Raw genomic sequence first — 16,751 nt, forward strand, 5'->3', positions numbered from 1 at the left:
AACGAGGCAGCCCCCCATATCGTCACCCCAGCGAAAGCTGGGGTCCAGAGCCGCTAGGCGCGCGCTCGCATACGGGAGACCCCCAGCCTTCGCTGGGTGACGGACTGGTCCAGCGCTCAGCCCCTTCCGCGCGAATCCTCCTCCAACCAGGCCTCCAGCAGCGTATGCGCGATCGCGTAGCGCGGCGGCGCCACAAACCGCGCGCCCTCCACCCCCGCCATCGCCGCGGCCACCTCGTCGCGCGTCGCCCAGAACGCATCCTCGAGCTCGGCGCGATCGAGCGTCAGCGAATCGTCGTCCGCCACCGCGGTGCACGCGATCATCAGCGACGAGGGAAACGGCCAGGGCTGGCTCGCGACATAGCGGACGTCGCGGACCCGCACGCCTGCTTCCTCGAGCGTCTCGCGCGCCACCGCTTCCTCGATCGATTCGCCGGGCTCGACGAACCCCGCAAGCCCCGAATAGCGCCCCGCCGGCCAGCCCGACCCGCGCGCCAGCAGCACCCGCCCGCGGCATTCGGTGAGCATGATCACCACCGGATCGGTGCGCGGGAAATGCTGCGCGCCGCATTCCGGGCAAGAGCGTGCCCAGCCGCCCTTGATCGACGCGGTGCCGGTGCCGCACACCGCGCAGCAGCGATGGCGGACATGCCAGTCGACCAGGCTACGCGCTGCGGCATAGAGCGCCATTTCCTCGCGCGGCAGCACCCCCAGCAGCGCGAACAGCTCGGGCGGGCGAGGGCCGCTGGCGGGCGCATCGGGCGCGAGCGCGGCGAAATGCGGAACGCCATCGATCAGCCCCAGCAGCAGCAACTCGCCCCCCGCCGGTGCGTCGGCGAGCGTGCGCCACACCAGCCGGTCATGCTCTACCACGGGGTTCAGCCCGTCGAGCACCAGCAGCCGCGCGCGCGGATCGCGGATCGCTGCCGCCAGCGCCTCGGCATCGCCGCGCAACCGGTCGGCGCGATCGATCGTCGCGCCGGTAAAGCCCGGCGGATTCACGGACGCGGGCGGCTCGTCGCCAGGTCGGTATAGGCGGCACGAACGACGTCGGCGCGCAGCGGCCAGCGGTCGGCGGGGAAATAATTCACCATCACGGTGCCGCGCACCTGGTTCTTGGGATCGACCCAGGCGATCGTGCCCGCCGCGCCGCCCCAGCCATAGGTGCCCGCCCCCGGGCCACCGCCGGGCGTGTCGGCCAGCGTCACCGATCCGCCCGCGCCATAGCCGCTCGTCGGCCCGGCGCTGCCGCCGGTCGTGCCCGCGACGCTGCCATAGTTCACCCCCTTGGGCAGCAGGTTCGACATCGCCAGCATCGCGGTCTCGCGCTTCATCAGCCGCCGGCCGTCGAGCTCGCCGTAATTCTGCAGCATGTGCAGAAAGCGATCATAATCGCGCGCCGACATCACCAGCCCCGCACCGCCATAGGGAAACGAGGGCGGATCGAGGAAGGTCGAGCGCGCAGCCGGATCGCCGGGGATCAGATTGTCGCCCGCCCAGATATAATTGTCGGCGAACCGCCCGACTTCGCTGCCGGGGACGGTGAAATAGCTCGAATCCATCCCCAGCGGCTGGAAGATTCGCGTCGCGACGAAGCGATCGAAGGGCATTCCCGACGCCACCTCGATCACCGCGCCCAGCACGTCGAGGCTCATCGAATAGCTCCACACCGTCCCCGGCTCGGCGATCAACGGCAGCGTCGCGGTGCGCTCGGCGAATTCGCGCAAGGAAGTGGGACGCACCGGCCGCACCGCGGCCTCGATCTGGCGGTTGGCGGCGAAGGGGACGAGCCCCAGCCGCTCATATTCCTTGAGCAGCGGCCCCTTGGTGGTGATCGAATAGCCAAGGCCGGCGGTGTGCGTCAGCAGGTGGCGCACCGTGATCGGCGTCTTGGCGGGGCGGCTCGCCAGGCTGTTCGCCGGATCGGTGAGCACCGTCATCGTCTTGAAGCCGGGAATGAAGTCGCCGATCGGCTGGTCGAGCTTCAACTTGCCTTGCTCGACCAGCATCATCGCGGCGATCCCGGTGATCGGCTTGGTCATGGAATAGACTCGCCACAGCGTGTCGCGGCTGGTCGCCTCGGCACCCGGCGCCATCGCGATCGTGCCCTTGGCTGTGAAGCTGGTGGGCCGATCGCCCTGGCCGATCGCCAGCACGATCCCCGGTGCCTTCTTCTCGGCGACGTAGCGCGTGGCGAGCGCCGCCATGGTCGGCATCGCGCTCGAAGCGGCGGCGGTCGCTGGCTGGCGCTGCGCCTGGACCGGAGGGGCTCCATCGACTCCGATGCACGCCACCAGCGTCATTGCCACCGAGCCCAGCATCCAGCGCTTCACCTTCGTCATCCGCATATCCTCCGCATCGCATCTGTCGCTTTCCGAAAGACGGCGGGCAACCCCGCCGAATCGAGTGCGTCGATCGGCCACCATTCGCCGTCTATTGTGTCGGGATGACGACGCCAGCCACCGCTGGCAAGCGCGCACACCAGCTCGAAATGGGTGAAGCCGTGCGCGACGGTTTCGTCGTGCAGCCGCCAGGCGACGTCGGCAGGGGCGTCGTCGAGCAGCGGCGCGGTATCCGCCCAAGGCCCGGTAGGCAGCGCGAGCATCCCGCCGAGCAGCCCCTTGGCGGGCCGGCGGCGCAGCAGCACGCGGCCATCGCATTCGAGCCAGAACATCGTCCCATGCCGCACCGGGCGCACGCGCTTGGCCGCCTTCACCGGCAATCGCTCGGGCGCGCCCTGCGCAAAGCCTTCGCAATGCGCGCGGATCGGGCACAACAGGCAGCGCGGGCCCCGCGTGGTGCAGATGCCCGATCCCAGATCCATCATCGCCTGCGCGAAGTCGCCCGCGCGCTCCTCGGGGGTCACGCGATCGGCAGCGGCGCGGATCAGCGGCTTGGCTGCGGGCAACGGCGTTTGAATCGCGAACAATCGCGCGACCACGCGCTCGACATTGGCATCGACCACCACCGCACGCCGGCCGAACGCGATCGCCGCGATCGCCGCCGCGGTATAGTCGCCGATCCCGGGTATCGTCCGCAGCATCGCCTCGGTGTCGGGCAGCTGCCCGCCATGCTGGGCAGCGATCACCCGCGCGCCGGCGAGCAGATTGCGTGCCCGCGCATAATAGCCAAGCCCCGCCCAGGCAGCCATCACCTCGGCATCCTCGGCTGCTGCCAGCGCGGCGAAGGTCGGCCAGCGCGCGGTCCAGCGCTCGAAATAGGGGCGTACCGTCGCGACCTGCGTCTGCTGGAGCATCACCTCGGACAGCCACACCCGATACGGATCGGGCGCAGCGGTCCCCGGCGGCGCGCGCCATGGCAGCGAGCGGGCATTGGCGTCATACCAATCGAGCAGATCGCGCGCGACGCCGGGCAGGCGCTGCGGCAGCGGGGACAAAGGAACCTTGGCGGACACGCCCGGCCTATGGCATGGACATTCGCGATGGCGAAGACACCGCGTACCACCTCGATCGCGAGGCAACCGATCCAGCCGCCGCCGCGCTCGAACCGCGCGCGGCCGGTCGCCGATCTGCTGCCGCAGGTCGGCGGCGCCGCGTTCAAGCGATTCGGCTTCGTCCAGTCCGCCGTGGTCAGCCGCTGGCACGAGATCGTCGGCGATCGCTATGCGCGCGTCTCGGCCCCCGAATCGATCCGCTTCCCGCACGGCAAGCGCGGCGAGGGGGTGCTGACGCTCACCGTCGGCGGCGCGCACGCTACGATGATGCAGCATATCGCACCCGAGATCATCGAGCGGGTGAACCGCTTCTTCGGCTATCCAGCCGTCATCAAGCTGGTGTTTCGCCAGGGCGAGATCCGCCGCCCCACCCGCCCGGTCGCGCGCCCGCCGCGCGCGCCGGTTCCCGCCGAGCTCGGCGATTCGCTGCGCGACATCGCCGATCCCGAATTGAAAGCGGTGCTCGAAGCGCTGGCATCGGGCCTCGCCGAACCCCGCTCGATCCCCATCCTGGGAAAGATACGCTGATGCGCCCTTATCTGATCGTCCTCGCGCTGCTGTTCGGCGCGCTACTCACCGGCTCGACCCAGGCCCAAACCGCTTCGCAGCGCGACTGGCGCACCGCGATCCGCCAGACCCCCACCGGCGCACACATCATCGGCAACCCCGCCGCCAAGGTGAAGCTGGTCGAGTATCTCAGCTACACCTGCCCGCATTGCGCGGCATTCGTCGCCGAATCGAAGCCCGAACTGCTCGACGGCATGGTCCGCCGCGGCAGCGTCAGCCTCGAAGTGCGGCACGCGGTGCGCGACGGGCTCGATCTGTCGGCGGCGATGCTGGTGCGCTGCACCGGCCCCGCCAATTTCGTCGCCGCGCACAACGCGGTGTTCGCCAACCAGGAGGCGATGCTCGCCAAGGCGCAGGCCTATCGCCCCGCCGAGGGCGCATCGCAGGCAGCGCAGCTCGCCGGCCTAGCCGATGCCAGCGGCGTCACGGCGCTGATCCGCCCGCGCCTCAAGACCGCTCCCCAAGCCTGCCTCGCCGCCACCGCCGACCGCGCCAAGCTCGTCGCGATGGCCGAGGCGGCCTTCGCCAAGATCCAGGGCACCCCCAGCTTCGAAGTCAACGGCACGCTCGTGCCCGGCAACGACTGGGCAAGCCTCAAACCGCGCCTGCTCACCGCCGGCGCCCGCTGACACCCTCCAGGAGACCCGTCTTCCATGCGTACCACCCTCGCTCTCGCCGCCCTGGCCCTGCTCGCCGCGTGCAACGGCGCCGACACCAGCTCGAACACCAGCGCGCCTGCTGCGCCGGTCGCCGCCGCGCCCGCGCCCGCCGGCCAGAACTGGACCGAAACCGTCAGCGAAACCCCCGAGGGCGGCTATCGCATGGGCAATCCCGATGCCGCGGTGAAGCTCGTCGAATATGGCTCGCGCACCTGCCCCGCCTGCGCCGCCTTCGCCCGCGACGGCTTCGATCCGCTGACCAAGCTCGTCGAAAGCGGCAAGGTCTCGTTCGAATTCCGCGACTTCCTGATCCACGGCGCGCCCGACCTCGCTTCGGCAGTGCTCGGCCGCTGCGGCGGCACCGCGCCCTTCTTCCCGATGCTCGAGCAGATGTATGCCGACCAGTCGGCGACGCTCGACCGGTTGCAGAACCTGTCCGAGGCGCAGCAGCAGCAATTGCAGTCGCTGCCGCCGCAGGACCAGATCGCGGCGATCGCGCAAGCCGCGGGCTATGTCGATTTCGTCAAGCAGCGCGGCATTTCGGACGCGCAGGCCAAGACCTGCCTCGCCGACACCGCGCTGGTCGACAAATTGGTGAAGACCACCGAATCGGCGACCGAAGTCCAGGGCACCCCCAGCTTCTTCATCAACGGCGAAAAGGTCGAGAACGCCGTGAACTGGCAGCAGGTCGAAGCGGCGCTGAAGAACGCGGGGGCGTAATCGCGATTGGGTGAACCATCCCTCCCGTTCGTGCTGAGCTTGTCGAAGCACTGTCCTTCCTTCCGCGCGGGAAGAGAAGAACGGTCCTTCGACAGGCTCAGGACAAACGGACGATAGGGTCGGCGTTGCCATGCGGATCACCCGCCTCCGGCTGACCGGCTTCAAGAGCTTCGTCGACCCCTCCGACCTGCGGATCGAACCCGGCCTTACCGGCATCGTCGGCCCCAATGGCTGCGGCAAGTCGAACCTGCTCGAGGCTTTGCGCTGGGCGATGGGCGAAAGCTCGGCCCGGTCGCTGCGCGGCGCGGGGATGGAAGACGTGATCTTCGCGGGCACCGCCACCCGCCCCGCGCGCGACTTCGCCGAGGTCGCGCTGCATGCCGAGGGGGTGGGCGCGGATGACGAGGTCGAAGTCGTCCGCCGGATCGAGCGCGGCGCGGGCTCGGCCTATCGGATCAACGGCCGCGACGTCCGCGCAAAGGATGTCGGCTTGCTGTTCGCCGATTCGGCGACCGGTGCGCATTCGCCCGCCCTGGTCAGCCAGGGACGGATCGGCGCGATCATCGCCGCGCGCCCCGCCGAGCGCCGCGCGATGCTCGAGGAGGCCGCCGGCATCGCCGGACTCCACGTCCGCCGCAAGGATGCCGAGCAAAAGCTGCGCGCGACCGAGGCCAATCTGCTGCGCCTCGACGAACTCATCGCCGACCAGGACGCGCGCGCCGGCGCGCTCAAACGCCAGGCGCGCCAGGCGCAGCGCTATCGCGCGCTGTCCGAGCAGATTCGCACTGCCGAGGGGCGAATGATCTTCGCGCGCTGGCGCGACGCCGCCGCCGCCGCCGATCTCGCCAAGCGCGAAGCCGCCGAGGCCGACACGCTGGTCACCGACCGCGCCGAGGCGCAGCGCGCCGCCGCCGCCTATCAGACCGCCGCCGCCGCTACCTTGGGCGATGCCCGCGCCGCAGCACAGACCGCGCGCGATGCCGCCACCGGCGCCGGCCACCGGCTCGATACGCTGCGCACCGAACAGGCTACGATCACCCTTCGGCTGGGCGAATTGCGCGCCAGCGCGCAGCGGCTGACCGGCGACCGCACCCGCGAGGGCACGCTAGCGAGCGACGCCGCCGAAGCGATCGCGCGCCTTGCCACCGAACGCGAAACGCTCGACGCCCGGATCGCCGAGACCGCCGAACGAATCCCCACGCTCGACGCCACGCTCGCGCAAGCCGAACGCCAGGCGCGCGATGCCGAGGTCGCGCTCGCGCAGGCGCTCGCCGCGCAAGCCCAAGAAGCCGCCGAGGTCCGCGTCGCGCAAGCCGCACTCGCCGCCGCCAGCGCGCGCCTCGATCGCGCCACCCGCGACCGCGCACGAATCGCCGCCGAAGCCAAGGCGCTGGGCGACGCAGCCCCGCTCCATGCCGAGCGCACCCGCGCCGCCGATGCCCGTGCGCAAGCCGCGCGCCACGCCGAAACCGCCCGCGCCGCGCTCGCGCAGGCCGATGCCGAGGAACGCGGCGCGATCGACACGCGAGGCCGCGCACAATCGGCGCGCGCATCGGCGCATGCCGAACTCGCCGCGCTCGACAGCGAATCGGCCGCGCTCGCCAAGGCGACCCGCCCCGCTGGGCGCATCCGCCTGCTCGATTCGGTGGTCCCTGCGCCGGGCTATGAACGCGCGCTCGCCGCCGCGCTCGGCGACGATCTCGAAGCAGGGCTCGACGCCAGCACCGAACGCTGGTGGGCAGGCGCCGACATCGACGCCGCCGATCCGCCCCCCCCGCAGGGCACGACGCCGCTCGCCGCGCATGTCGAAGCGCCCCCCGCCCTCGCGCGCCGCCTGGCGCAGATCCTCGTCGCCGAGACCGACAGCGGCGAGGCGCTGGCGGTCGGCCAACGGCTGGTGACGCTTGGCGGCGTGCTTCGCCGCTGGGACGGCTATGTCGCCAAGAGCGGTGGCGCAGCCGCAGCCGAACGCCTCGAGAGGATCAGCCGGCTGCGCGCGATCGAGGCGCTGCGCCCCGCCGCCATCCGCGCGGTCGACGGCGCCGAGGCCGAACTCGCGCGGATCGAGGCGGTCATCGCCGAATCGCGCCGCGCCGCCGCCGATGCCCGCCGCGTGCTCGACCAGTCCGACCGCACCGAACGCGAAATGGCGCGCGCCGAAGATCGCGCGGCGGGCCAGCTCGAACGTCTCGACGCGCAGCGCGCCGACATCGACGCACGCGGCCAGCGGATCGAAGCCGATCTCCACGAGGCCGAAGCCGAAGCAGATGGCGCCGCGCAGGCCATCACCGCACTCCCCGACGGCACCGCCACCCGCGAGGCTGTCGCGAAGCTATCGGGCGAAGCCGAATCACGCCGCGCCGCCGCAGCGCAGGCGCGCGCCGAACGCGCCACGCTCGATCGCGCATTGGCGCAGGACCGCGAGCGCCACGCTGCCGCCACCGCCGAGGCCAAGAGCTGGCGCGCCCGCGCGGGCGAGGCCGCACGCCGGATCGCCGACATCGACAAGCGCGCCGCCGACCTTGCCCAGGAAACCCAGACGCTAGCCGACAAGCCCGTCGCGCTGGCGCTGGCGATCGACGAAGCCACCACCTCCGCCGCCGCGACCCGCGCGCAAGCCGAAACCCTCGCCACCGCCGAACGCGGTGCCGAAGCCGCGCTACGCCTTACCGAAGACACCGCGCGCGAAGCCGCCGAAGCCTTGAGCGAAGCGCGCGAGCGCCGTGCCGGCGCCGCCGCACGCGCGGAGAGCCAGCAGCAACGCCGCCTCGAACTCGGCCGCGTCTCGGGCGAGCGCTTCGAATGCCCGCCGCCCTTGCTGCCCGAACGCGCGGGCTTCGCCTCGGCGAGCGTCGGCGCCCCCGACGACGAAGCCGCCGCCCATGACCGCCTGGTCGCCGAACGCGAGCGGATCGGCGCGGTGAACCTGATCGCCGACAACGAACTCGCCGAGCTCGAAACCGAAAGCGCCAATAATGCCCGCCAGCGCGCCGAACTCGGTGAAGCCGTCGCGCGGCTGCGCGGCTCGATCGGTACGCTCAACCGCGAGGGGCGGCAGCGATTGCTCGCGGCGTTCGAGGCGGTCGACCGCCATTTCCGCCGGTTGTTCGCCACGCTGTTCGACGGCGGCGAGGCGCATCTCGAACTCGTCGATTCGGACGATCCGCTCGAAGCCGGGCTCGAAATCATGGCGCAGCCGCCGGGGAAGAAGCTGCAATCGCTCACGCTGCTGTCGGGCGGCGAACAGGCGCTCACCGCGGTCGCGCTGATCTTCGGGCTGTTCCTCACCAACCCCGCGCCGATCTGCGTGCTCGACGAAGTCGACGCCCCGCTCGACGACGCCAATATCGACCGTTTCTGCGATCTGCTCGAGGTGATGACGCGCGAAACCGACACCCGCTATCTGATCGTCACGCACAACGCCGCGACGATGAGCCGGATGCACCGATTGTTCGGCGTCACGATGGTCGAACGCGGGGTATCGCGGCTGGTGTCGGTCGATCTCGGCAGCGCCGAGGGGCTGCTCGCAGCGGAGTGAGCTAGCCCACCCGCACCCAAAGCGCGGTCGCATCGTCGCACTGCTTGAAGCGCGGAAAGCGGACGCAGGCGGCATCCTCGGCCTCGATTGCGCGCAGTTCGACCGCCAGCGCCGCCAGCCCGCGCGCCTCGATCGCCGCCATCAGCCCCTCGCCGTCATAGGCGCCATAGGCATCGACCAGCGCCGAAAAGCCGTCGCTCATCAGCAGCAGCATGTCGCCGCGCGCGACGGGCACCCGCGCGGTGGTGAGCACCGCCTGCGATCGCCCCGCATTCACCCCCAGCACCCGCCGCCCGGGCCGTCCGCGCGCCGCGCGGCGATCGGCGGTGACCAACGGCGCGCGCTGCTTGGCTGCGCCGATCCCGACGCCGAGCGCCGCCGCCTGCGCGCGCTCGCCCGATCGGTCGGGGGCCGCACCGATCCAGCGCACCGTATCGCCGTGCCGGAGCAACCCCGCGCAATCGCCGATCCAGCCGCAATCGAGCTGCTCGCCGACGATCGACACCGCCAGCATCGATCCGCTGGGCAATTCCCACGCGGCTTCGGGTTCGCGGCGATGCTCGCTGCGATAGCGTCGCTCGATCACCGCGAACACGTCGCTGCACACCCGCGCGATCGATCCCGGCGCGACGCCCGCGAACGCCGCGTCGGTCACGCTCGCCAGCCACGCCGCGCCGCCGCGCTCGCCGAGCAGCCCCGGCGGCCCCAGATCGGTCGCGCCGTCGATCACCCAGGCGAGCGTGTCACCACAGCCTGCACGGTCGTCATTGGGGGTGGCGGCGTCGCCCGCCAGGCCGATCGACTGGAGCAGGTCGAAATGCATGGGGGCAGGCGTAGCGCACGATAATGACAGTTCGAATTCTTCCCCCCTCCCTGGAAGGGAGGGGCCGGGGGTGGGTCGAGTGCTCGCGCTACGGCGGCGATAGGTGCGAGGAGAGCCATCTCCAGGACCCTACCCACCCCCAACCCCTCCCTTCCAGGGAGGGGAGCTACCTCACTCGGCGAACAGCAGCACCGGGGTTTCGAGCAGCTTCTTCACCGCCTGGACATAGCTCGCCGCGTCGAAGCCATCGACGACACGGTGGTCGCAGCTGATCGACAGGTTCATCAGCTTGGCGCGGACCAAATCATCGCCCCGGAACATCGGCCGCTCGACAATCTTGTTCGGCCCGATGATCGCGACTTCGGGGCGGTTGATCACCGGCGTCGTCGCGATTCCGCCCAGTGGCCCGAGCGAGGTGATCGTCAGCGTCGATCCCGACAGCTCCTCGGACTTCGCCTTGCCGGTGCGCGCGGCGTCGGCCAGCCGGCCGATCTCGCTCGCCAGCTGCCAGACATTCTTGTCCTGCGCGTCGCGGATCACCGGCACCATCAGCCCGGCATCGGTCTGCGTCGCCATCCCCAGATGCACGCTACCATGCCGAGTCACGACGCCGGCTTCGTCGTCATAGCGCGCGTTGAGCATCGGGAAATCGGGGATCGTGCGGCAGATCGCGACGATCAGCAGCGGCAGCATCGTCAGCTTGGGCCGCCCGCCACGATTGGCGTTGAGATCGGCGCGCATCTCCTCGAGCGCGGTGACGTCGATCTCGTCGACATAGGTGAAATGCGGGATCGCGCGCTTCGATGCCGCCATATTCTCGGCGATCCGCCGGCGCATCCCGATCACCTTGACCGGCACATCGGCGCGCGCGCGGCTGGCACCCGGCGCATGATAGCCCTCGCCGCCGCCATAGCGCAGATACGCATCGAGATCGGCGTGGCGGACATGGTTGCCGTCGGACTTCACCGAAGCGAGATCGACGCCCAGCGCCTTGGCCCGCGCACGAACCGCCGGCGAAGCCAGCACCTGGGGCCGATCCTCCCCGGCACGGGGAGGGGGACCATCCGCAGGATGGTGGAGGGGGGCTTCCGCAGGCGGCACCGCTTGCGGCGATCCCCCTCCACCACCGGCTTCGCCGGCGGTCCCCCTCCCCGTGTCGGGGAGGATCGGCGCAAGCCCCGCGTCCTTCGCCTCAGCACGGATCCGCGCATCTTCCTCGGGCGTCAGGCAAACCGCCTGCGCGTCGCTTGCCTCCTCGACCCCCGGATTCTCCGCGACCATCGTCGCGCTCTCGGTCACCGCCTCGGTCTCGATCACCACCAAAGTCGCGCCGATCGCGACCTGGTCACCGACCTCGCCCGCCAGTTCGACGACGACCCCCGACACCGGCGATTCCATCTCGACGGTCGCCTTGTCGGTCATCATGTCGGCGATCTGCTGGTCTTCCTCGACCCGGTCGCCGACCGCGATATGCCATTGAACGATCTCGGCCTCGGCAATGCCTTCGCCGATATCGGGCAGGCGGAAAGAGAATCGCGCCATCGTCAGTCCTTCATGATTTTCTTGAGCGCCTGTCCGATGCGGACCGGCCCCGGGAAATACGCCCATTCCAGGCTGTGCGGATACGGCGTGTCGAACCCCGTCACCCGCTCGACCGGCGCTTCGAGGTGGTAGAAGCAGCGCTCCTGCACCAGCGCCGCCAGCTCGGCACCGAAGCCGCCGGTGCGCGTCGCTTCGTGGACGACCATGCAGCGCCCGGTCTTCTTCACCGACGCCTCGATCGTCTCGATGTCGAGCGGCACCAAGGTGCGAAGGTCGATCACCTCGGCATCGACCCCGGCTTCCTCGACCGTCGCGATCGCGACATGCACCATCGTGCCATAGGCCAGGATCGTCAGGTCGTTACCGGCCCGCGCGATCGCCGCCTTGCCCAGCGGGATCTTGTAATAGCCCGTCGGCACCTCGCCCGCGGGATGCGCCGACCAATTCTTGGCGGGGCGGTCCCAATAGCCGTCGAACGGGCCGTTATAGATCCGCTTGGGCTCGAAGAAGAGCACCGGGTCATTGTCCTCGATCGCCGAGATCAGCAGCCCCTTGGCGTCATAGGGGGTCGCCGGAATGACGGTCTTGATCCCCGAGACATGGGTGAAGATGCCCTCGGGCGACTGCGAATGCGTCTGCCCGCCGAAAATCCCACCGCCGAAGGGCGAGCGCACCGTGATCGGCGAAATGAACTCGCCCGCGGAGCGATAGCGCAGCCGCGCCGCTTCGGAGACCAATTGGTCGAGCGCGGGATAGATGTAATCGGCGAACTGGATCTCGGGCACCGGGCGCAGGCCGTACGCCCCCATCCCGACCGCGACGCCGATGATGCCGCATTCGGTGATCGGCGTATCGAACACCCGCGTCTTGCCATATTTCGCCTGCAATCCGGCGGTCGCGCGGAAGACGCCGCCGAAATAGCCGACATCCTCGCCCATCACGATGACGTCGGGATCGCGCGCCATCACGACGTCCATGGCGGAGTTGATCGCCTGGATCATGTTCATGCGGGTGGTTGGTTCGGTCATGGTCTCGCTCATATTCCCTCTCCCGCTGGCGGGAGAGGGTTGCGCAGACTTGGTCGCGCTTCTTCAGCGCGGCCTAGTCGGAGCTGGGTGAGGGTGGTGCGGTCGCACTTGCGACCGCGCGAAGCTCCGCTTCGCTCGACCCCTCTCCAACCTTCGCTAGGCCGCTTCGCGACCAAGCTGCGGTATCCTCTCCCCTGTCCAGGGGAGAGGGGAAGAGGGCGCTGGGCGACGCTCATGACTTCAACGCCCATGGCCGCCCGCTCGCTTCTTCCTCGGCGAGCATCTGCGCGCGCTGTTCCTTCAGATGCCACGGCATTTCCTCGAACACCCCGTCGAACAGCGTGTCGAGCGGCTGGTGCAGGCCATGCCCAAGGATACCATTGGCCTCGGCCTCCTTCTGGCAACGCTTCACGAGCTCGGCGAGCTCGAGGTCCTGTGCCGCGTGGCGTTCGTCGTCCCATTCGCCCAGGCGAACCAGATGACCCTTCAACCGCGCGATCGGATCGCCCAGCGGCCAGTCGCTGGCTTCGTTGGCCGAGCGATATTGCGACGGATCGTCCGAGGTCGAATGCCCCTCGGCACGGTACGTGAAATGCTCGATCAGCGTCGGCCCCTGGTTGGTCCGCGCGCGCTCGGCGGCCCATTCGGTCGCGGCGTACACCGCCAGCGCGTCGTTGCCGTCGATCCGCAGGCCGGCGATGCCATAGCCCAGCGCGCGCGCGGCAAAGGTCGTCGCCTCGGCACCCGCAAATCCCGAAAAGCTCGAAATCGCCCATTGGTTGTTGACGACGTTTAGGATCACCGGCGCGCGATAGACGCTGGCGAAAGTGCAGGCCGAATGAAAATCGCCCTCGGCGGTCGATCCCTCGCCGCACCAGGTCGCGGCGATCCGCGTGTCGCCCTTGGCCGCGCTCGCCATCGCCCAGCCCACAGCCTGCGGATATTGCGTCGCCAGATTGCCCGAGATCGAGAAGAACGCCCCTTCGCGCGTCGAATACATGATCGGCAATTGCTTGCCCTGCAGCCGGTCGCCCTTGTTCGAATAGATCTGGTTCATCATGTCGACCAGCGACCAGTCGCGCGCGATCAGGATGCCCTGCTGGCGATAGCTGGGGAAGGTCATGTCGTCGCGCTGCAACGCCATCGTCGCGGCGACCGCGACCGCCTCCTCGCCGGTGCACTTCATGTAGAAGCTGGTCTTGCCCTGCCGCTGCGCGCGGAACATCCGCTCATCGAACGCGCGCACCAGCGCCATGTAGCGCAGCATCCGCCGCAGCGTGTCGGGGGTCAGCCGCGGCGCCCATGGCCCCACCGCATTGCCCTCGTCGTCGAGCACGCGCACCAGCCCATAGGCCAGTTCGTGGAACTGCGCCGCCGGCTCGGCGGGGTCGGGGCGCCGGCCGCTGCCCGCGGGCGGCACGATGACGTCGCTGAATTCGGCCTTGTCGCCCGGGCGGAACTTGGGCTCGGGGACGTGGAGCGACAGCGGGGGCAGGTTGGCGCGGGGTTCGCCGGTCAAGACACTCTCCAGATTCGCCTCGGACGTTGCTTGGACAACGCTCCAGAGCCGGTTCGGCGCCTTGTTATAAAGTTTCAAATGATATTACCAGCCTGTCCGTTGGTCGGGCCAGCCCACCGGCCCCCGCCCGATGGCGGTCAAGGCAGGCTCCGCCGTCGGCGACGCCAAGACGCGATTGCCGCCAGATGCGCCCGTTTTTTTCGCTCCGTTAACTTTTGGCGCCTAGGCAGACTTGATCCAGTTTAGTTCAGGATGGGTTATGCGTATCGATCAACTCCACCCCACCCCCACCGACGCCGAGCCGCTCGAAATCCCCAGCGAGCTGCTCGAAAGCGTCCAGCGCCACCAGGCGCATCTGGCGGCGCTCATCGCCAGCATGCAAGCCGCCGGCGTCCAAGACGACACGATCGAGACGAGTGTCCGCACGCTGGTCGACAGCTATGCCGACGAACTTACCGTCGCGATCCGAGAGATGATGAAGGTGGATCGGCATGTTTGACGCCCTGTTGCACGACGACGAGGCGCGGATCGCCGCACTCCATCGGCTGAGCGTGCTCGACACCGCGGTCGAAGAACCGTTCGAGAAGATCGTCACGCTGGTGCGCACCGTGCTCTCGGTACCGATCGCGACGGTGACGCTGGTCGATCGCGATCGCCAGTGGTTCAAGGCCAAGCGCGGGGTCGATGCCGACCAGACGCCGCGCTCGGTATCGTTCTGCACCCACACCATCCAGCAGCGCGCGCCGTTCGTGGTCGAGAATGCTGATCTCGATCCGCGCTTCGCCGGCACCGCGCTGGTCGCTGGTCCGCCCTATGTCAAAAGCTATGCCGGCATCCCGCTGCGCACTCCCGAGGGCTATAATGTCGGCGCGCTGTGCGCGATGGATACGCGGCCGCGCCATTTCAGTCCCGCCGACCTCGCGATCCTGTCGAACTTTGCCAACATCGTGTGCGACGAGCTCGAGCTGCGGCTGATCGCGCAGGTCGATCACCTGACCGGCGCGCTCACCCGCCGCGGCTTCGTCGCACAGGCCGAGCGCGAGATCGCGCGCGCGCGCCGCTATGGCCGCCCGAGCAGCCTGGTGATGCTCGACCTCGATCACTTCAAATCGGTCAATGACACCTATGGCCATCCCGCGGGCGACCGGGTGCTGAACCACGTCGCCAAGATCGCCGGCGGCGCGCTTCGCCCCAGCGACGTGTTCGGCCGGCTGGGGGGCGAGGAATTCGCGATCCTGCTGCCCGAGACCGCGGCCAGCGATGCGGTGGTCGTCGCCGAGCGCCTGCGCGGCGCGATCGCGCAAAGCCCGGTCGTGCTCGACGGCGACATCGCGATCGACGTCACCGCCAGCATGGGCGTCGCGGCGCTCGGCCCCGAAATGACGTCCTTCCCGCAATGGCTCGAGCGCGCCGACACGATGCTCTATGCCGCCAAGGCGGGCGGGCGAAACTGCACGCGGATGGCTGCCTAGCAGCCGCGGCGGCGGACGGCAGACCGGCCACCGCCGCCGCGGGCGGCGATCAGCGCGGCAGCGTCAGCGGCGGCGAATAATCGGCCATCGTCATGAAGACGCTGTCGACCTTGGCGACCAGCTTGCCGTTTGCCTCCGAAGCCGCCGCCACCGCGCGCCATTGCGGATCGGCGACGAACGCCTTCCAGCTCGCCTCGCGCGCGGCGCGGCTGGGATAGGCGAGCACATACACGATCCGCCCCTCGGCCGCAGCGTCGGTCGGCTGCTCGTTCCAATAAGCGACGTTGCGCATCCCGTGCTTGGCGAACAGCGCCAGCGTATGTTCGCGGAACCGTGCGTTCAGCGCCGCAAGCTTGCCCGGTGCGGGGTAATAGACGCGCAGTTCATAGAACAACGCCTGCGGATCGACCGCCGCCTGCTGCGCCGAAGCAGGGATCGCGCAGGCAACTAGGGCAAGACAGGCAAGGGCAGAGCGCATTGGGGACTCCTTGAGGGGATGGTGGGGATGGCTGCGGATCACATCGTGCGCCATGGGGGTAGCGCATGTCGATCCTCCTAGGCAGCTATCACCAAAGTGCGGACCGAATTGGCGCGTCACCCCGGACTTGGTCCGGGGTGAGGATCGGCGAGCGACGGCTTCCCACATCCTCGCGGTTTGATGCGGATCGCTTAGCCTTGCAACGCTCCCACGCACGCCGCTCCCCGCTGTCACCCGCGTAAAGGCCCGGCCGGTAGAACGCCGACCAGGCCCCACGATCAGAAGCGGATGCCCATGCCGTACACCACCTGATGACGGTGCGGTTTCAGCGTTGCCGTGATGTCGTCGGCGGTCGCGCTCACCTCGCCATAGCCGGTGTAGACATATTCGAGGCGGCCATAGATGCCGCCGGGCAGCGCACCCTCGACGCCGGCGCCCAGATGGAAGCCGTCGACATTGGTGCTTTCGCGATAATCGGGGATGATGAACTCATAATCCTGGTAATCGAGCGTCACGCGCGTGTTCGAATAGCCACCCTTGCCATAGACCGCGAAGCGGTTGCCCAGCCGGGTGCCGATTCGCGCGCCCGCGGTGATGCTGCGACCCGCGCTGAGGCAAAGCTCGTCGACGCCATAAAGCTCGCCGCACTCCTCGGTGGTCGCGCCCTCCAGCCCGGCATAGCCACCGATCAGCACATTGGCGCCGGCTGCAGCGTCGTAACCCAGCTCGCCGCCATAGACCGCGCCGCTGCGGACAGCGCTGCGGCTGAAGCGATCGACGCCATCGGTCACGCTAGCGCGGATCGTGGCATTGTCATAGCCCACCCGGCCTTCGACCCGCGGGCCGGTGAACACCGACGCGCCGTCCTGCGCCATCGCCGGCACCGCCGTGAACGAGGTTGCAAGCACGGCGATAAGCATTGGTAATTTCATCAAAATCTCCTCTTGCGAGG

15 protein-coding genes are annotated in these 16,751 nt (G+C 69.3%); 6 read left to right on the top strand and 9 right to left on the bottom strand.

The window, feature by feature from the left end; translation table 11 throughout:
• Positions 1–116: 116 nt before the first annotated feature.
• Genes nudC through mutY form a run of 3 tightly spaced genes read right to left on the bottom strand, consistent with a single transcriptional unit; the run spans position 117 to position 3,414 of the window.
• Positions 117–1,001, bottom strand: coding sequence for an NAD(+) diphosphatase (nudC, locus tag NMP03_RS11460; RefSeq protein WP_256505547.1), 885 nt, complete (start codon positions 999–1,001; stop codon positions 117–119).
• Positions 998–2,302 (bottom strand): serine hydrolase domain-containing protein, encoded by a 1,305-nt coding sequence (locus NMP03_RS11465; RefSeq protein WP_406698453.1) that lies wholly within the window; start codon positions 2,300–2,302, stop codon positions 998–1,000. The genes nudC and NMP03_RS11465 overlap by 4 nt, the downstream gene beginning before the upstream one ends.
• A 35-nt stretch (positions 2,303–2,337) precedes the next feature.
• On the bottom strand, positions 2,338–3,414 hold the full coding sequence (mutY, locus tag NMP03_RS11470; RefSeq protein WP_256505549.1) for an A/G-specific adenine glycosylase: 1,077 nt from the start codon (positions 3,412–3,414) through the stop codon (positions 2,338–2,340).
• A gap of 27 nt (positions 3,415–3,441) precedes the next feature.
• On the opposite strand from mutY, the gene NMP03_RS11475 reads away from it, so the two are divergent.
• The 4 genes from NMP03_RS11475 to smc all read left to right on the top strand — a co-directional run bounded on the left by NMP03_RS11475 (position 3,442) and on the right by smc (position 8,937).
• Positions 3,442–3,981, top strand: coding sequence for a DUF721 domain-containing protein (locus tag NMP03_RS11475; RefSeq protein ID WP_256505550.1), 540 nt, complete (start codon positions 3,442–3,444; stop codon positions 3,979–3,981).
• Complete coding sequence (locus NMP03_RS11480; protein WP_256505551.1) at positions 3,981–4,649, top strand: thioredoxin domain-containing protein; 669 nt, start codon at positions 3,981–3,983, stop codon at positions 4,647–4,649. Before NMP03_RS11475 ends, NMP03_RS11480 begins: the two co-directional genes overlap by 1 nt.
• Before the next feature lie 24 nt (positions 4,650–4,673).
• Positions 4,674–5,399, top strand: coding sequence for a thioredoxin domain-containing protein (locus tag NMP03_RS11485; protein WP_256505552.1), 726 nt, complete (start codon positions 4,674–4,676; stop codon positions 5,397–5,399).
• Positions 5,400–5,529: 130 nt separating this feature from the next.
• On the top strand, positions 5,530–8,937 hold the full coding sequence (smc, locus tag NMP03_RS11490; protein ID WP_256505553.1) for a chromosome segregation protein SMC: 3,408 nt from the start codon (positions 5,530–5,532) through the stop codon (positions 8,935–8,937).
• Between the two features lies 1 nt (position 8,938).
• Here smc and NMP03_RS11495 read toward each other — a convergent pair whose 3' ends face one another.
• The 4 genes from NMP03_RS11495 to NMP03_RS11510 form a co-directional block, all read right to left on the bottom strand.
• Positions 8,939–9,760 carry a protein phosphatase 2C domain-containing protein gene (locus NMP03_RS11495; RefSeq protein ID WP_256505554.1) on the bottom strand — a complete coding sequence of 274 codons (822 nt, stop codon included), beginning with the start codon at positions 9,758–9,760 and terminating at the stop codon, positions 8,939–8,941.
• 171 nt (positions 9,761–9,931) lie between these two features.
• Entirely contained in the window at positions 9,932–11,302 is a 1,371-nt protein-coding gene (locus NMP03_RS11500) for a dihydrolipoamide acetyltransferase family protein (protein ID WP_256505555.1), read from the bottom strand.
• A gap of 2 nt (positions 11,303–11,304) precedes the next feature.
• Positions 11,305–12,309, bottom strand: a complete 1,005-nt coding sequence (locus NMP03_RS11505) for an alpha-ketoacid dehydrogenase subunit beta (RefSeq protein WP_033919559.1) — start codon at positions 12,307–12,309, stop codon at positions 11,305–11,307.
• A gap of 253 nt (positions 12,310–12,562) precedes the next feature.
• Positions 12,563–13,849, bottom strand: a complete 1,287-nt coding sequence (locus NMP03_RS11510) for a 3-methyl-2-oxobutanoate dehydrogenase (2-methylpropanoyl-transferring) subunit alpha (protein ID WP_256505556.1) — start codon at positions 13,847–13,849, stop codon at positions 12,563–12,565.
• Between the two features lie 259 nt (positions 13,850–14,108).
• On the opposite strand from NMP03_RS11510, the gene NMP03_RS11515 reads away from it, so the two are divergent.
• Positions 14,109–14,348, top strand: a complete 240-nt coding sequence (locus NMP03_RS11515) for a hypothetical protein (RefSeq protein ID WP_256505557.1) — start codon at positions 14,109–14,111, stop codon at positions 14,346–14,348.
• Entirely contained in the window at positions 14,341–15,321 is a 981-nt protein-coding gene (locus NMP03_RS11520) for a sensor domain-containing diguanylate cyclase (RefSeq protein WP_256505558.1), read from the top strand. Before NMP03_RS11515 ends, NMP03_RS11520 begins: the two co-directional genes overlap by 8 nt.
• A gap of 49 nt (positions 15,322–15,370) precedes the next feature.
• On the opposite strand, the gene NMP03_RS11525 is transcribed toward NMP03_RS11520, so the two are convergent.
• Both NMP03_RS11525 and NMP03_RS11530 read right to left on the bottom strand, forming a co-directional pair.
• On the bottom strand, positions 15,371–15,799 hold the full coding sequence (locus NMP03_RS11525; RefSeq protein WP_256505559.1) for an NIPSNAP family protein: 429 nt from the start codon (positions 15,797–15,799) through the stop codon (positions 15,371–15,373).
• A gap of 278 nt (positions 15,800–16,077) precedes the next feature.
• Entirely contained in the window at positions 16,078–16,731 is a 654-nt protein-coding gene (locus NMP03_RS11530) for an outer membrane protein (protein ID WP_256505560.1), read from the bottom strand.
• Positions 16,732–16,751 lie beyond the last annotated feature (20 nt).

This window comes from Sphingomonas qomolangmaensis (genome assembly GCF_024496245.1).
In the GTDB taxonomy this organism is placed as follows: Bacteria; Pseudomonadota; Alphaproteobacteria; order Sphingomonadales; family Sphingomonadaceae; genus Sphingomonas; species Sphingomonas qomolangmaensis.

Excerpts from the sequence above, each read along its gene's own strand:
- NMP03_RS11465 (WP_406698453.1), bottom strand. The coding sequence starts at position 2,302 with ATGACGCTGGTGGCGTGCATCGGAGTCGATGGAGCCCCTCCGGTCCAG.
- NMP03_RS11475 (WP_256505550.1), top strand. The coding sequence starts at position 3,442 with ATGGCGAAGACACCGCGTACCACCTCGATCGCGAGGCAACCGATCCAG.
- NMP03_RS11480 (WP_256505551.1), top strand. The coding sequence starts at position 3,981 with ATGCGCCCTTATCTGATCGTCCTCGCGCTGCTGTTCGGCGCGCTACTC.
- NMP03_RS11485 (WP_256505552.1), top strand. The coding sequence starts at position 4,674 with ATGCGTACCACCCTCGCTCTCGCCGCCCTGGCCCTGCTCGCCGCGTGC.
- smc (WP_256505553.1), top strand. The coding sequence starts at position 5,530 with ATGCGGATCACCCGCCTCCGGCTGACCGGCTTCAAGAGCTTCGTCGAC.
- NMP03_RS11495 (WP_256505554.1), bottom strand. The coding sequence starts at position 9,760 with ATGCATTTCGACCTGCTCCAGTCGATCGGCCTGGCGGGCGACGCCGCC.
- NMP03_RS11500 (WP_256505555.1), bottom strand. The coding sequence starts at position 11,302 with ATGGCGCGATTCTCTTTCCGCCTGCCCGATATCGGCGAAGGCATTGCC.
- NMP03_RS11505 (WP_033919559.1), bottom strand. The coding sequence starts at position 12,309 with ATGAACATGATCCAGGCGATCAACTCCGCCATGGACGTCGTGATGGCG.
- NMP03_RS11515 (WP_256505557.1), top strand. The coding sequence starts at position 14,109 with ATGCGTATCGATCAACTCCACCCCACCCCCACCGACGCCGAGCCGCTC.
- NMP03_RS11520 (WP_256505558.1), top strand. The coding sequence starts at position 14,341 with ATGTTTGACGCCCTGTTGCACGACGACGAGGCGCGGATCGCCGCACTC.
- NMP03_RS11525 (WP_256505559.1), bottom strand. The coding sequence starts at position 15,799 with ATGCGCTCTGCCCTTGCCTGTCTTGCCCTAGTTGCCTGCGCGATCCCT.
- NMP03_RS11530 (WP_256505560.1), bottom strand. The coding sequence starts at position 16,731 with ATGAAATTACCAATGCTTATCGCCGTGCTTGCAACCTCGTTCACGGCG.